14 protein-coding genes are annotated in these 13426 nt (G+C 72.2%); 7 read left to right on the top strand and 7 right to left on the bottom strand.

The features are described 5' to 3' along the window. Positions 1-8: 8 nt before the first annotated feature. The gene (locus SRB5_RS25790; protein ID WP_153455878.1) at positions 9-1307 is read right to left on the bottom strand and encodes an ArsA family ATPase; all 1299 of its coding nucleotides are present in this window, start codon (positions 1305-1307) and stop codon (positions 9-11) included. Next, a complete protein-coding gene (locus SRB5_RS25785) occupies positions 1304-2278 on the bottom strand; it encodes an ArsA family ATPase (RefSeq protein WP_323378468.1) in 975 nt (324 codons plus the stop codon). The genes SRB5_RS25790 and SRB5_RS25785 overlap by 4 nt, the downstream gene beginning before the upstream one ends. A 94-nt stretch (positions 2279-2372) precedes the next feature. On the opposite strand from SRB5_RS25785, the gene SRB5_RS25780 reads away from it, so the two are divergent. The 4 genes from SRB5_RS25780 to SRB5_RS25765 all read left to right on the top strand — a co-directional run bounded on the left by SRB5_RS25780 (position 2373) and on the right by SRB5_RS25765 (position 4731). Beyond that, the gene (locus SRB5_RS25780) at positions 2373-2534 is read left to right on the top strand and encodes a DUF4177 domain-containing protein (protein ID WP_153455817.1); all 162 of its coding nucleotides are present in this window, start codon (positions 2373-2375) and stop codon (positions 2532-2534) included. Further along, positions 2531-2998, top strand: coding sequence for a RidA family protein (locus SRB5_RS25775; RefSeq protein WP_323378467.1), 468 nt, complete (start codon positions 2531-2533; stop codon positions 2996-2998). Before SRB5_RS25780 ends, SRB5_RS25775 begins: the two co-directional genes overlap by 4 nt. A gap of 66 nt (positions 2999-3064) precedes the next feature. After that, on the top strand, positions 3065-3904 hold the full coding sequence (locus SRB5_RS25770) for an NUDIX hydrolase (RefSeq protein WP_153455816.1): 840 nt from the start codon (positions 3065-3067) through the stop codon (positions 3902-3904). After that, positions 3901-4731: an MBL fold metallo-hydrolase gene (locus SRB5_RS25765; protein ID WP_153455815.1), complete on the top strand. Its 831-nt coding sequence runs from the start codon at positions 3901-3903 to the stop codon at positions 4729-4731. The genes SRB5_RS25770 and SRB5_RS25765 overlap by 4 nt, the downstream gene beginning before the upstream one ends. Positions 4732-4920: 189 nt before the next feature. Here the strand turns inward: SRB5_RS25765 and SRB5_RS25760 are convergent, their stop codons facing one another. Both SRB5_RS25760 and SRB5_RS25755 read right to left on the bottom strand, forming a co-directional pair. Further along, positions 4921-5595: a Crp/Fnr family transcriptional regulator gene (locus tag SRB5_RS25760; RefSeq protein WP_323378466.1), complete on the bottom strand. Its 675-nt coding sequence runs from the start codon at positions 5593-5595 to the stop codon at positions 4921-4923. Positions 5596-5892: 297 nt separating this feature from the next. Further along, entirely contained in the window at positions 5893-7275 is a 1383-nt protein-coding gene (locus SRB5_RS25755; protein ID WP_323378465.1) for a glutamate decarboxylase, read from the bottom strand. Between the two features lie 177 nt (positions 7276-7452). On the opposite strand from SRB5_RS25755, the gene nth reads away from it, so the two are divergent. Genes nth through SRB5_RS25740 form a run of 3 tightly spaced genes read left to right on the top strand, consistent with a single transcriptional unit; the run spans position 7453 to position 10207 of the window. Further along, a complete protein-coding gene (gene nth, locus SRB5_RS25750) occupies positions 7453-8271 on the top strand; it encodes an endonuclease III (RefSeq protein ID WP_153455813.1) in 819 nt (272 codons plus the stop codon). Between the two features lie 42 nt (positions 8272-8313). Then, the gene (locus tag SRB5_RS25745) at positions 8314-8994 is read left to right on the top strand and encodes an NUDIX hydrolase (protein ID WP_153455812.1); all 681 of its coding nucleotides are present in this window, start codon (positions 8314-8316) and stop codon (positions 8992-8994) included. A gap of 13 nt (positions 8995-9007) precedes the next feature. After that, positions 9008-10207 (top strand): MarP family serine protease, encoded by a 1200-nt coding sequence (locus SRB5_RS25740; protein ID WP_323378464.1) that lies wholly within the window; start codon positions 9008-9010, stop codon positions 10205-10207. A gap of 310 nt (positions 10208-10517) precedes the next feature. Here the strand turns inward: SRB5_RS25740 and SRB5_RS25735 are convergent, their stop codons facing one another. From SRB5_RS25735 to nhaA, 3 genes are read right to left on the bottom strand one after another with little or no spacing between them, the layout of a single operon-like run. Next, a complete protein-coding gene (locus SRB5_RS25735; protein ID WP_153455811.1) occupies positions 10518-11444 on the bottom strand; it encodes an alpha/beta fold hydrolase in 927 nt (308 codons plus the stop codon). After that, positions 11441-11902 carry a phage holin family protein gene (locus SRB5_RS25730; protein ID WP_153455810.1) on the bottom strand — a complete coding sequence of 154 codons (462 nt, stop codon included), beginning with the start codon at positions 11900-11902 and terminating at the stop codon, positions 11441-11443. Before SRB5_RS25730 ends, SRB5_RS25735 begins: the two co-directional genes overlap by 4 nt. Before the next feature lie 34 nt (positions 11903-11936). After that, positions 11937-13337 (bottom strand): Na+/H+ antiporter NhaA, encoded by a 1401-nt coding sequence (gene nhaA / locus SRB5_RS25725; RefSeq protein WP_407703980.1) that lies wholly within the window; start codon positions 13335-13337, stop codon positions 11937-11939. Between the last annotated feature and the right edge of the window lie 89 nt (positions 13338-13426).

The raw sequence follows: 13426 nt of genomic DNA, 5'->3' as shown, positions 1-13426 counted from the left end.
CCCGCGCCCTACGGCCTGGCCTCGGCCAGTCGGCGCGCGATGTCGCGCAGCCCCGCGAGGTCGTGGACGTCGCCGGGGAGCGCCGCCACCTCCGCGACCGGCACCTCGGGGTGCAGCGCGGCGAAGCGGTCCCTCGTACGGCGCTCGCGCGCGAGCACCTGCATGCGTTCCGCGTGCAGACGGAGCAGAGCGGCGGTCAGTCGCTCGGCACCGGCGCCCGCGGGCTGTCCGGCCGTGCTGGTCGGGACCGCGGGGCCGGCGGGGGAGCCGGGGTCGGGAGAGGAAGCGGTCCGAGAAGAGGACTGCCCGTCTTCACGATCGACAATGCCGGACGCGCCATGATTTTCATGATTTTCGTGAACACCCGCGTCCGGCTCGAGCTCCTCCAGGCTCTCCGCCGCCGCCAGCGCCCGCTCGGCGCTCAGCCGCGCCGCGCCGCTGGTGTGCACGCGGTTCAGGACGAGCCCCGCGAGGGGCATCCGGTCGGCCTTCAGCCGCTCCACGAAGTACGCCGCCTCCCGCAGCGCGTCCCGCTCGGGCGCCGCCACCACCAGGAACGCCGTCCCCGGGGCCTGCAGCAGCCGGTACGTGGCGTCCGCCCGCGTACGGAAGCCGCCGAACATCGAGTCCATCGCCGCCACGAACGTCTGCACGTCCCGCAGCAGCTCGCCTCCCAGCAGCTTGCTGAGCGTCCCGGTGAACAGCGACATCCCCACGTTGAGGAACTTCATCCCCGCCCGGCCCCCCACCCGCGCCGGCGCCATCAGCACCCGGATGAAGCGCCCGTCGAGGAACGACCCGAGCCGCCCCGGCGCGTCCAGGAAGTCCAGCGCGGAGCGGCTCGGCGGGGTGTCGACGACGATCAGGTCCCACTCGTCGCGCGCCCGAAGCTGCCCCAGCTTCTCCATCGCCATGTACTCCTGCGTGCCGGCGAAGCCCGCGGACAGCGACTGGTAGAAGGGGTTCGCCAGGATCGCCGCCGCGCGGGCGGGGTCGGCGTGCGCCTCGACGATCTCGTCGAAGGTCCGCTTCATGTCGAGCATCATGGCGTGCAGCTCGCCCTCGACGCCCTGCACGGGCCGCGGGACGTTGTCGAGCGACGCGATGCCCATGGACTGCGCCAGCCGCCGCGCCGGGTCGATCGTCAGCACCACGACCCGCCGCCCCCGCTCGGCCGCCCGTACGCCCAGCGCCGCCGCGGTCGTCGTCTTGCCGACCCCGCCGGAGCCGCAGCACACCACGATCCGGGTCTTCGGGTCGTCCAGGAGCGCGTCGATGCCGAGCCGCGGGGCCGTCTCCAGGGTCATGTCGTCGTCCACTGCTTCCTCAGCTCGCCCGCCAGTGTGTACAGCCCCGCCAGATCCACCCCGTCCGCCAGCAGCGGCAGCTCCGGTACGGGCAGCCCCAGGCCGGTGATCTCCGCTCGTCCGGCGCGCTCCAGCTCCAGCCGGGCGGCGTGCTCGCGCGCCTGCTCCAGCAGCGGGCCGACCAGCTGACCGGCGCGCGCGCCCCGGCTCGCGCCGCCCAGCCCCGCGCGGGCCAGCGCGCGGGCCACCGCGTCGCGGTCGGCGGCGGCCTCCGCGAGGGCGTCCTCGTCGAGCAGCGCGGGGCGGACCATGTTCACGACGACGGACCCCACGGGGAGGCCGGCCCCCCGTAGCTCCGCGACGCCGTCCACGGTCTCCTGGACGGGCATCTCCTCGAGCAGGGTGACCAGGTGGACGGCGGTCTCGCTGGACTTGATCACCCGCATCACGGACTGCGCCTGCTTGTGTATGGGGCCCATCCGGGCCAGGCCCGCCACCTCGTCGTTCACCGCGAGGAAGCGGGTGATGCGGCCGGTGGGCGGGGCGTCCATCACCACCGCGTCGTACACGAAGCCGCCGTTCTTCCGCCTTCGCCGGACGGCCTCGCAGGCCTTGCCCGTCAGCAGGACGTCGCGCAGGCCGGGGGCGATGGTGGTGGCGAAGTCGATCGCGCCGAGCTTGTTGAGCGCCCGGCCCGCGCCGCCGAGCTTGTAGAACATCTGCAGATAGTCCAGGAGCGCCTGCTCGGCGTCGATCGCCAGGGCGTACACCTCGCCCCCGCCCGGTGCGACGGCGATCCGTCGTTCCTCGTACGGCAGCGCCTCCGTCTCGAAGAGCTGCGCTATGCCCTGCCGGCCCTCGACCTCGACGAGGAGCGTCCTGCGTCCCTCGTCGGCGAGGGCCAGGGCGAGGGCCGCGGCGACCGTGGTCTTGCCGGTCCCGCCCTTGCCGCTGACCACATGGAGCCTCACGCGTTCGAGCCTAATTCCTCGCGCCGGGAACCGGGGACGGCACCCTGGGGACGGCCGCGGGGTGGGGCGGGCGGGGCTGTCGTAAAGTCGCGGCATGACGACGAAGTTCGAGTACGCGACGGTGCCCCTTCTGGTGCACGCGACGAAGCAGATTCTGGACACGTGGGGCGAGGACGGCTGGGAGCTCGTCCAGGTCGTGCCCGGGCCGAACAACCCGGAGCAGCTGGTGGCGTATCTGAAGCGGGAGAAGGCGTGAGCGGCGCGATCGAGGCCCGCCTCGCGGAGCTGGGGCTGGAGCTGCCCGACGTGGTGCCGCCGCTGGCGTCGTACGTGCCGGCGCTGCGCACCGGTAACTACGTGTACACCTCCGGCCAGCTCCCCATGGTCGACGGCAAGCTGCCCGTCACCGGCAAGGTCGGCGCCGAGGTCACGCCGGAGGAGGCCAGGGAGCTCGCCGCCCGGTGCGCGCTGAACGCCCTGGCGGCCGTGAAGTCCGTCGTCGGTGATCTGGACAAGGTCAAGCGGGTCGTGAAGGTCGTCGGCTTCGTCGCCTCCGCGCCCGACTTCACCGGGCAGCCGGCCGTCGTCAACGGCGCCAGCGAGCTCGTCGGTCAGGTGTTCGGCGAGAAGGGTGTGCACGCCCGTTCGGCGGTGGGCGTCGCGGTGCTGCCGATCGACGCGCCGGTCGAGGTCGAGTTCCAGGTCGAGGTCGAGGACTGAGCCGTACGGGAGGGGGTCGGATGATCCCCTCTCGTACATCCGCTCGGTTCGACGTAGCATCCGGCCATGTCCCAGTGGTATCCGCCCGAGTGGCCCGACCGGATCCGCGCCCTGGCGCGCGGCGAACTGACGCCCGTCGTGCCGAGGCGCGCGTCGACCGTGCTGCTGCTGCGTCCCGGCCTCGACGTCTACCTGCTGCGGCGCCGCGCGTCGATGGCCTTCGCGGGCGGCGCGTACGCCTATCCGGGGGGCAGCGTCGACGACCGTGACGAGCGGGCCGTGGGCTGGGCGGGGCCGTCGCTCGCCGCGTGGGCCGGGCGGCTGGGGGTGGACACCGAGGCGGAGGCGCAGGCCGTGGTGTGCGCCGCCGTGCGGGAGACGTTCGAGGAGGCCGGCGTGCTGCTGGCCGGGCCGTCGGCGGACGAGGTCGTCGCGGACACCACGGGGGAGGACTGGGAGGCGGACCGGGCGGCGCTGGTGGCCCGTGAGCTGTCCTTCGCGGACTTCCTGGCGCGGCGGGGGCTGGTGCTGCGGTCGGATCTGCTGGGGGCGTGGGCGCGCTGGATCACGCCGGAGTTCGAGCGGCGGCGGTACGACACGTGGTTCTTCGTCGCCGCGCTGCCGGAGGGCCAGCGGACCCGTAACGCCTCCACGGAGGCCGACCGTACGGTGTGGGCCGCTCCCGCGGACGCCTGCGCCGGCTACGACCGGGGCGAGCTGCTGATGATGCCGCCGACCATCGCGATGCTGCGGGACCTCACGGCGTACGCGACCCCCGACGCGGCGCTCGCCGCCGCTCCCGCGCGGGAGCTGGCGCCCGTGATCGCGAGGGCGGCGATGGTGGACGGGCAACTGGAGCTGACGTGGCCCGGCCACGAGGAGTTCACCAAGAGGATCGGCTCATGACGGACGCCTCCCCGCTCCCCGGCCGCCCGCGCGGCGGCTCATTGACCGGGCGGGCCACCGACCGCGCGTACTGCGTGCTGGCGCCGAACCCCTCGCCGATGACGCTGGACGGCACCAACACCTGGATCCTCGGCGAGCCCGACTCGGACCTCGCGGTCGTCGTCGACCCCGGACCGGACGACGAGGGGCACCTCCGGGAGATCGTGGCGGCCACCGAACGCCTCGGGAAGCGGGTCGCGCTCACCCTGCTCACGCACGGCCACGCGGACCACGCGGAGGGCGCGGCACGGTTCGCCGAGCTCACGGGAACACACGTACGGGCCCTGGACCCGGCGCTGCGTCTGGGCGACGAGGGCCTGACACCGGGGAACGTGGTGCGGGTCGGCGGCCTGGAGCTGCTGATCGTGTCGACGCCGGGCCACACGTCGGACTCCCTGTGCTTCCAGCTCCCCGCCGACGGCGCGGTCCTCACGGGGGACACGGTCCTGGGCCGGGGGACGACGATGGTGGCCCACCCCGACGGCCGCCTGGGCGACTACCTGGACTCCCTGCGCCGCCTGCGCTCGCTCACGACCGACGACGGCGTCCACACGGTCCTCCCGGGCCACGGCCCGGTCCTGGGCGACGCCCAGGGCGCGGTGGAGTACTACCTGGCCCACCGGGCGCACAGGCTGGCACAGGTGGAGACGGCGATGGAGGCAGGCCACCTCACGCCGGAGGCGGTGGTAGCCCACGTATACGCGGACGTGAACCGCGCACTGTGGCCGGCAGCGGAACTGTCGGTACGGGCGCAGATGGAATACCTGCGGGAACACGGCCTGGTTTAGGACCCGACGCAAACAGGAAGCCGCCGACGAAAGCAAGGGGACGTCCGACACACCTGTGCGCGTACGGGAAACGCTCCCAAATGGACCACGACGCGGCAGTACGCGCACAGGTGTGTCGGGCGGCCCCGACCCACAACGCGACGGCGGCGCACCCCGGCACCGGCCGCAGGCCGACGCAACAGCAAGACCTCAGCGCGACCGCTTCGCCAACCGCTCGACGTCCAGAAGGATCACCGCACGAGCCTCCAGCCGAAGCCACCCACGCGACGCGAAGTCCGCCAGCGCCTTGTTGACCGTCTCCCGAGAAGCCCCCACCAACTGAGCCAGCTCCTCCTGGGTCAGGTCATGCACCACATGGATGCCCTCCTCCGCCTGCACACCGAAGCGCCGCGAAAGATCGAGCAGCGCCCGCGCCACCCGCCCGGGAACATCGGAGAAGACCAGGTCGGACATCTGATCGTTGGTCCGCCGCAGCCGCCGGGCCACCGCGCGCAGCAGGGCCGCGGCCACCTCGGGCCGTGCGTTCAGCCACGGCTGCAGGTCGCTGTGCCCCAGGCCCAGCAGCTTGCACTCCGTGAGCGCCGTAGCCGTAGCCGTACGCGGCCCCGGGTCAAACAGCGACAGCTCGCCGATCAGCTCACCGGGCCCGAGCACCGCCAGCATGTTCTCCCGCCCGTCGGGGGAGGTGCGGTGGAGCTTCACCTTGCCCTCGGTGACCACATAGAGCCGGTCCCCGGGGTCGCCCTCGTGGAACAGCGAGTCGCCGCGCGCGAGCGTGACCTCCGTCATGGAAGCGCGAAGCTCACCGGCCTGCTCGTCGTCGAGCGCCGCGAAAAGCGGGGCGCGCCGCAGAACGTCGTCCACGAGTTCTCTCCTTGTCGACATGCCCAGGCGACCTTTCGACCTTGCGGTGTGGTCTCCATGATGCCGGACAGTAAAACAGTGCGATCAATCACAAGTTTGACGTATCGGGGGACCGGATCGTGCGTCAGGGGTCCGATTGGCCGCTGACCGGCCCCGATACGCCGGGTCGAGGTTGGTCCGGTCGGGTGGCCAACACCCCCGTGGGAGCTGGGGAGAATGGGGCCGTACGGGTGACGCGAAAGCCCCGTTCCGCTCTGGGCGAACACCCGTCACCCTATCGGCACGGCCCCGCCGCCGTCAGTGGTGGAACCCGGACTGCTCCGGCGTCCCCGTCCCCACGCCGCCCGACAGCCGCTCCACCGCGTCCCGGATGTCCCGGGCGAGCAGCGCGATGGTGTCGCGGCTGACGCCGTGCCGGACGAGTACCCGCTGGATCACCGTCTCCTGGCGCTCCGGCGGCAGCGGGTACGCCGGGACCTGCCACCCCCGGCGGCGCAGCTGGTCGGTCACGTCGTAGAGCGTGAAGCCGGCGGACGCCGGGTCGGTGAGCGTGTACGAGACGGCGGGGAGGGCGCCGCGTCCGTCGTACAGGAGGGTGAACGGGCCCATCCCGGCGATCTCCCGCGCCAGGTCGTGCGCCGTGTCGGAGGCGGCCTCGTAGATGCGGCGGTAACCCTCGCGGCCCAGGCGGAGGAAGTTGTAGTACTGGGCGACGATCTCTCCGCCGGGGCGGGAGAAGTTGAGGGCGAACGTCGGCATGTCGCCGCCGAGGTAGCTGACCTTGAACACGAGCTCTTCCGGCAGCAGCTCGGCCGACCGCCACACCGCCCAGCCGACGCCGAGGGGGGCCATCCCGTACTTGTGTCCGGAGGCGTTGATCGACGCGACCCGTTCCAGGCGGAAGTCCCACTCCAGGTCGGGGTGGAGGAACGGCGCGACGAAGCCGCCGCTCGCCGCGTCCACGTGCACCGGGACGTCCAGTCCCGTGTCGGCCTGGAGGGCGTCGAGTGCGGCGGCGATCTCCCGGACGGGCTCGTAGTCGCAGGTGTACGTGACGCCGAGGATGGCCACGACGCCGATGGTGTTCTCGTCGACGTAGTCCCGCAGCTGATGCGGGCGCAGGCCCGTCGCGCCCGCCTCGAGGGGGACCTGGCGCAGCTCGACGTCGAAGTAGCGGGCGAACTTCTCCCAGCACACCTGGACGGGGCCGCACACGAGATTCGGGCGGTCGGCCGGCTGTCCCGCTTCCTGACGGCGCTTCCGCCAGCGCCACTTGAGCGCCAGCCCGCCGAGCATCGCCGCCTCGCTGGAGCCGGTGGTGGAGCAGCCCATGGCGGAGCGGCCGGCGGGGGAGTGCCAGAGGTCGGCGAGGATGTGCACGCAGCGGGACTCGAGCTCGGCGGTCTGCGGGTACTCGTCCTTGTCGATCATGTTCTTGTCGAGGCACAGGTCCATCAGCGCGTGCACCTCGGGCTCGGACCAGGTGGTGCAGAACGTGGCGAGGTTCTGCGAGGCGTTTCCGTCGAGGGCGAGCTCGTCGCGGATCAGCGCCCGTACGGCGCGTGGATCGGCGGGCTTGTCGGGGATCCGGTAGCGGGGGAGCGCGGCGGCGCTGATGGGCAGCGCGTACACGTCTTCGAACGGCTGCGCCGCCCCCAGGTCGGTCTGGTGCAGGGCCACGGTCGCGTCCTTTCGTCGCCACCATGGTGTGCGGGGGTGGGGGCGTACGCCCGGGGGGTGGGCCGGGCGGGTGACTCCCGCGTGCGGCTCACCGTTGCGTGACCGGCCTGCCGGCGGCCGCCGGACGTCCTGCCGGTCACGCCCCGGCTGTCGGTCCCGCCCCGTAGGCTGGCAGGCATGGCGAACAGCAGCGGGTCCAAGGCGGTGATCAAGCGGGCCAAGGTGGCGCCGACCTTCACGGGGCGGGTGCGCCAGGCGCGGCGGATCTACCGCGAGCTGGGCGAGGTGTATCCGTACGCGCATCCGGAGCTCGACTTCGAGAACCCGTTTCAGCTGCTCGTGGCGACGGTGATGTCCGCGCAGACGACCGACCTGCGGGTCAATCAGACGACGCCGGCGCTCTTCGCGAAGTACCCCACCGCCGATGACCTGGCCGCCGCGGACCCGCAGGAGGTGGAGGAGCTGATCCGCCCCACCGGGTTCTTCCGCGCCAAGACCCGCTCGATCATAGGTCTGTCCGCGGCCCTGCGGGACAACTTCGGCGGCGAGGTGCCCGGCCGCCTGAAGGACCTCGTCACGCTGCCGGGAGTGGGCCGCAAGACGGCGAACGTCGTGCTGGGGAACGCCTTCGGCGTCCCGGGGATCACGGTGGACACCCACTTCCAGCGCCTGGTGCGCGACCGGTGGCGGTGGACCGACGAGACCGAGCCCGACAAGATCGAGGCCGCCGTCGCCGGGATGTTCCCCAGGAAGGAGTGGACGGATCTCTCCCACCGGGTGATCTTCCACGGCCGCCGCATCTGCCACGCCCGCAAGCCCGCCTGCGGCGCCTGCCCCATCGCCGCGCTCTGCCCGTCGTACGGAGTGGGCGAGACCGACCCGGAGAAGGCGGAGAAGCTGCTCAAGTACGAGAAGGGCGGCTTCCCCGGCCAGCGGCTCAACCCTCCGCCCGGCTATCCCGGCCGCGCCGCGCCCCCGCTCGGCGGCGCCGCGTGACCCGAGCCGTCCCCCGCCCCCGTACACCGCGCAGGGAGCCGTATGACGCACGCCCGTGAGACCCTCGCCCTGCGCACCGACGGCCTCCCGGCGTGGCTCGACCCCGTCGCCGAGGCCGCGCGTACGGTGCGGCCCGAGCAGCTGAGCCGGTTCCTGCCGCCCCCGGAGGGCGGGCGCCAGTCCGCCGTCCTCGTCCTCTTCGGCCAGGGCTCCCGCGGCCCCGAGCTGCTGCTGACGGAGCGCGCCCACAGCCTGCGCTCGCACGCCGGGCAGCCGTCCTTCCCCGGCGGCGCCCTCGACCCCGAGGACGGCGACCCGGACGGCGACGGCCCGCTGCGGGCCGCCCTGCGCGAGGCGGAGGAGGAGACGGGGCTGGACCCGGCGGGCGTGCAGCTCTTCGCGGTGCTGCCCCGGCTCTACATCCCGGTGAGCGGCTTCGTCGTCACGCCGGTGCTGGGCTGGTGGCGCGAGCCGAGCCCGGTGCGGGCCGTCGATCCGCGGGAGACCGCCCGGGTCTTCTCGGTCCCGGTGGCGGACCTCACCAACCCGGACAATCGGGCGACGACCGTGCACCCCTCCGGCTACCGCGGCCCCGGCTTCGAGGTCGAGGGGGCGCTGGTGTGGGGGTTCACGGCCGGGGTGATCGACCGGATCCTGCACCACTGCGGCTGGGAAGAGACATGGGACACCTCCCGGCAGGTGCCCCTGGACCGGCGCGCGTGAGACGGTGTCAGGCGTGAACGTGCTGGACATATTTCTGCTGGCGGCCGCCGTCTGGTTCGCCGTGGTCGGTTACCGGCAGGGCTTCATCGTCGGCATCCTCTCGGTCGTCGGTTTCATAGGGGGCGGCCTGTTCGCCATCTATCTGCTGCCGGTCATCTGGGACGCCGCCACGGACGGCGCCGCGGTCGGCCCGATGGCGACGGTGTTCGCCGTGATACTGGTGATCGTCTGCGCTTCCGTCGGCCAGGCGGTCACGACGCATCTGGGCAACCAGCTGCGCCGGTACGTCACCTGGTCGCCGGCCCGCTCGCTGGACGCCACGGGCGGTGCGCTGGTGAACGTCGCGGCGATGCTGCTGGTGGCGTGGCTGCTGGGCAGCGCGCTGGGCGCGGCGAACGCCCAGTGGCTGGGCAAGCAGGTGCGGTCGTCGCAGGTGCTGGGCGGGGTCGACGAGGTGCTGCCGCAGACGGCGGACACCTGGTTCAGCGAGTTCACGAACGTCCTGGCGCGCAACGGCTTCCCGTCGGTCTTCTCCCCGTTCTCGGGCGAGCAGATCACCGACGTGCCCGCGCCCGACCCCAAGCTGGTCGGGTCGCCGGTGGTGGCCCGCGCCAAGCAGTCCATCGTCAAGGTGATCGGCTCCGCCCCCAGCTGCGGCAAGACCCTGGAGGGCACGGGCTTCGTCTTCGCCCCCCAGCGCGTGATGACCAACGCCCACGTCGTCGGCGGGGTCGACGAGCCGACGGTGCAGGTCGGCGGCGAGGGCCGGGTCTACGAGGGGCGCGTCGTGCTGTACGACTGGGAGCGCGACATCGCCGTCATCGAGGTCCCGCAGCTGCGCGCGCCCGCGCTGAAGTTCGCCTCGGGGGACGCCTCCACCGGGGACGACGCGATCGTCGCGGGCTTCCCGGAGAACGGCGGCTTCGACGTCCGCGCCGCCCGCGTCCGCGACCGCATACAGGCCGGCGGCCCGGACATCTACCGGCGGGGCACGGTCAGCCGGGACATCTACTCGCTCTTCACGCTCGTCCGTCAGGGCAACTCCGGCGGTCCGCTGCTCACCCCGCAGGGCCAGGTGGCCGGCGTGATCTTCGCGAAGTCCCTGGACAACGACGACACGGGGTACGCGCTCACGGCCGACGAGGTGCGGCCGGACGTGACGAAGGGCCGTACGGCCGGCCGGCAGGCGGACACCCAGTCGTGCGCCATGTAGGCACCCCTGTCCGCTATTCGAACGCATGGACATATGCGGGACGCCTAGGCCAATTGGCCGCCGATCGAGGGTGTATGCCCCCGGGGGCCTGGGCAGGGTCCGGGGTATGGGCTGGACGCATGACTACAACGACGTAGGCGCAGGACCCTCCCGGACCCGGACGCCGCACCGGCGTTCCGCCGGACCGGCCGGCGGCTCCTTCGCCGGACAGCTGGGGATCCCGCACATCATCCGCCGCCGCGCGCGCTGGGTCAGCGCGCGCCTGCGGCATACCCGGGGTCTCGTCTGACCCGGGGCCCCGTACGGCCGGCTACCGGTCGGGCTCCGGATCGCGCAGCCAGTTCACCAGGTCGGCGGAGACCGACGCCGGGTCCTCCTCGTGCGGGAAGTGCCCGACGCCCTCGTAGAGCCGCCACCGGTACGGCGCCTCGACGTACTCGCCGGAGCCCGCCGCGCTGCGCGTGCGCATCACCGGATCGAGTGACCCGTGCAGATGCAGGGTCGGTACGCGTACGGGCCGTTTCATCCGCCGGTTGAACTGCACCCCGTCCGGCCGGGCGAGGGAGCGCACCAGCCAGCGGTACGGCTCGATCGCGCAGTGCGCGGTGGACGGGATCAGCATGGCCCGGCGATAGGCGTCGACGGCCTTGTCGTCGGGCCGGCTGGGCCCGGACCAGTCCCGGATCAGCCGGCCGACCAGCGCCGCGTCGTCCGCGACGAGCTGCCGCTCGGGCAGCCACGGCCGCTGGAAGCCCCATATGTACGAGCTCGCCGCCGTCTGCTTGCGGTCCCCCACCAGCGCCGAGCGCCAGCGCCGGGGATGGGGCATCGAGACGACCGCGAGGCGGCGGACCAGCGCGGGGCGCATCACGGCGGCTGTCCAGGCCAGATAGCCGCCCAGGTCGTGGCCGACGAGCGCCGCGTCCGGCTCGCCCAGCGAGCGGATGACGCCGGTGACGTCGAGCGCCAGATTGGCCGGGTCGTAGCCGCGCGGGGTGCGGTCGCTGCCGCCGATGCCGCGCAGGTCCATGGCCACCGCCCGGTAGCCGGCGTCGGCGAGGGCGGTCATCTGATGCCGCCAGCTCCACCAGAACTGCGGGAAGCCGTGCAGCAGCAGCACCAGCGGGCCGTCACCGGCCTCGGCGATGTGGAACCGGGCGCCGTTGGCGGCGACATCGCGGTGCGTCCAGGGGCCGTCGAGCTTTATGGCCTGGGCCAGGGGCGCGGGGACTGTCATGACACCGAGCGTGTCAGATCGTCCGGGTGCACGTGTCCGTCCTGAGAACGACGCCCTCCCGGACGTACCTCTGAGAACACCTGTACGGTCTCCTTCACCGAAGTGATCGTCTTCTCCGGCTTGTTGACCTTCTTGAAGAACCGCACGCCGATGAGCAGGACCAGCGCGCCGAGCAGGACATGGGCGAGGAAGACGGCAAGGAAACACGCCCACAGCCACAGGCCTGTCGTGTGCAGTCCGTATGCCGCGCCGAAGCTCAGCACCGGGATGCCGAAGAGGATCAGCGCGCCGCCGGCGATCGCGGCGCCGCTGCCGATGCCCGCCCTCTTCACGTCCTGGCGCAGTTCGGCCTTGGCCAGGGAGATCTCGTCATGGATCAGCGCGGACATGTCCTCGGTGGCCGCGGCCACCAGCTGTCCCAGGCTGCGCTCCACGTGCTCGTCGGCAGGGGCACCCATCGCTACGATCCCTCTTCCTTACGGCCCGGTAGGGCTACTCATCATGCCGTGTGTCGTCGGTGTCGTGGCCGCCAGGGTACGTTTCCAACCACTTGCGGTGCTCGGCGAGCTTTGCCTCGTACAGGGCGATCATGCGCCGGTGGTACTCCGGATCGTCTTGTTCGTAGATATCGGGAATACCCGACATATCCTCGTCCAGATTCTCCTCGACGGACAGCTCCCGGTAGATGTGATCGCGCCATTTCAGCAGCACACAGGCCACCAGGGCTGCCGCCAGGGAGCCGGTGAGGACAGCCGCCTTGGTCTGCACGGCCAGTGCCGGGTCGTCCTCGAAGGCCAGCTCGCTGATGAGCAGGGACACGGTGAAGCCGATTCCGGACAGCATGGATACGGCCGCGACGTCCGCCCATTGGAGTTCCTCGCTGAGGTTCGCCCGGGTGAACCGGGCGGTCAGCCAGGAGCCGCCGAGGATGCCGGCCATCTTGCCGAGGAAGAGGCCGAGGAAGACGCCGAGCGGCTCGGGGTTGCCGAAGACGCCGGCCAGTGACTTGCCGCCGACGGAGACGCCGGCGGCGAAGAAGGCGAAGGCGGGCACCGCCAGACCGGCGGACACGGGGCGGACCAGATGCTCGATGCGTTCGGCGGGTGATTCCCGCTCACCCGGATCCACGGTGACGCGCAGCATCAGGCCCATGGCGACACCGGCCACCGTGGGGTGGACGCCGCTCTCGTGCATCAGCGTCCAGATCACCAGGGCCAGCGGCACGTAGATGTACCAGCCGTGCACGCCCGCGCGGTGCAGGAGCCGGAAGAGGACCAGTCCGGCGACGGACAGTCCGAGCGCCGCGAGGTTGATGTCCGAGGTGAAGAAGACCGCGATGATCAGGATCGCGAAGAGGTCGTCGGCCACCGCGAGGGTCAGCAGGAAGGCGCGCAGGGCGGAGGGCAGCGAGCTGCCGATGACGGCGAGCACGGTCAGGGCGAAGGCGATGTCGGTGGCGGTGGGAATGGCCCAGCCGGCCGGCGAGCCGCCGGCGAGGACGTTGACGGCGAGATAGACGAGCGCCGGGACGGCCATGCCGCAGAGCGCGGCGACGACGGGCAGGGCCGCCGTCCGCCGGTCGCGTAGCTCGCCGGTCACCAGCTCGCGCTTGAGTTCGATGCCGGCGACGAAGAAGAAGACGGTCAGCAGGCCGTCCTTGGCCCAGTCCGCGACGTCGATGTGCAGGCCCAGCGTGCTCGGCCCGATCTCGTGGTGCTTGACGCTCTCGTACCAGCCGGCGGCGTCGGAGTTGGCGAGGACTACGGCGGCCACGGCTGAGACCAGCAGCAGCACGCCGCCGACGGTCTCGGTGCGCAGCGCGTCGGTGACGAAACGGCGCTCCCGCAGGGGCTGGCGCCCGAACATCTCGGCACGGCGGTGGGGCGCGGGCACGGTGGAGCCTCCTGGGCGGTCGTCGGCCGGATACACGTGTGACGTGTGCCGACCAGACTTCCCGGCGCGCCCTTTACCGTTGCCTTGCT

Source organism: Streptomyces smaragdinus, from assembly GCF_009604385.1.
Lineage (GTDB): Bacteria > Actinomycetota > Actinomycetes > Streptomycetales > Streptomycetaceae > Streptomyces > Streptomyces smaragdinus.
Note: the sequence above shows the minus strand (reverse complement) of the source record. Positions and strands in the feature narration are given on the sequence as shown.

Coding starts and splice junctions, on each gene's coding strand:
- SRB5_RS25790 (WP_153455878.1), bottom strand. CDS start 1,307: ATGACCCTGGAGACGGCCCCGCGGCTCGGCATCGACGCGCTCCTGGAC.
- SRB5_RS25780 (WP_153455817.1), top strand. CDS start 2,373: ATGACGACGAAGTTCGAGTACGCGACGGTGCCCCTTCTGGTGCACGCG.
- SRB5_RS25770 (WP_153455816.1), top strand. CDS start 3,065: ATGTCCCAGTGGTATCCGCCCGAGTGGCCCGACCGGATCCGCGCCCTG.
- SRB5_RS25765 (WP_153455815.1), top strand. CDS start 3,901: ATGACGGACGCCTCCCCGCTCCCCGGCCGCCCGCGCGGCGGCTCATTG.
- nth (WP_153455813.1), top strand. CDS start 7,453: ATGGCGAACAGCAGCGGGTCCAAGGCGGTGATCAAGCGGGCCAAGGTG.
- SRB5_RS25745 (WP_153455812.1), top strand. CDS start 8,314: ATGACGCACGCCCGTGAGACCCTCGCCCTGCGCACCGACGGCCTCCCG.
- SRB5_RS25735 (WP_153455811.1), bottom strand. CDS start 11,444: ATGACAGTCCCCGCGCCCCTGGCCCAGGCCATAAAGCTCGACGGCCCC.
- SRB5_RS25730 (WP_153455810.1), bottom strand. CDS start 11,902: ATGGGTGCCCCTGCCGACGAGCACGTGGAGCGCAGCCTGGGACAGCTG.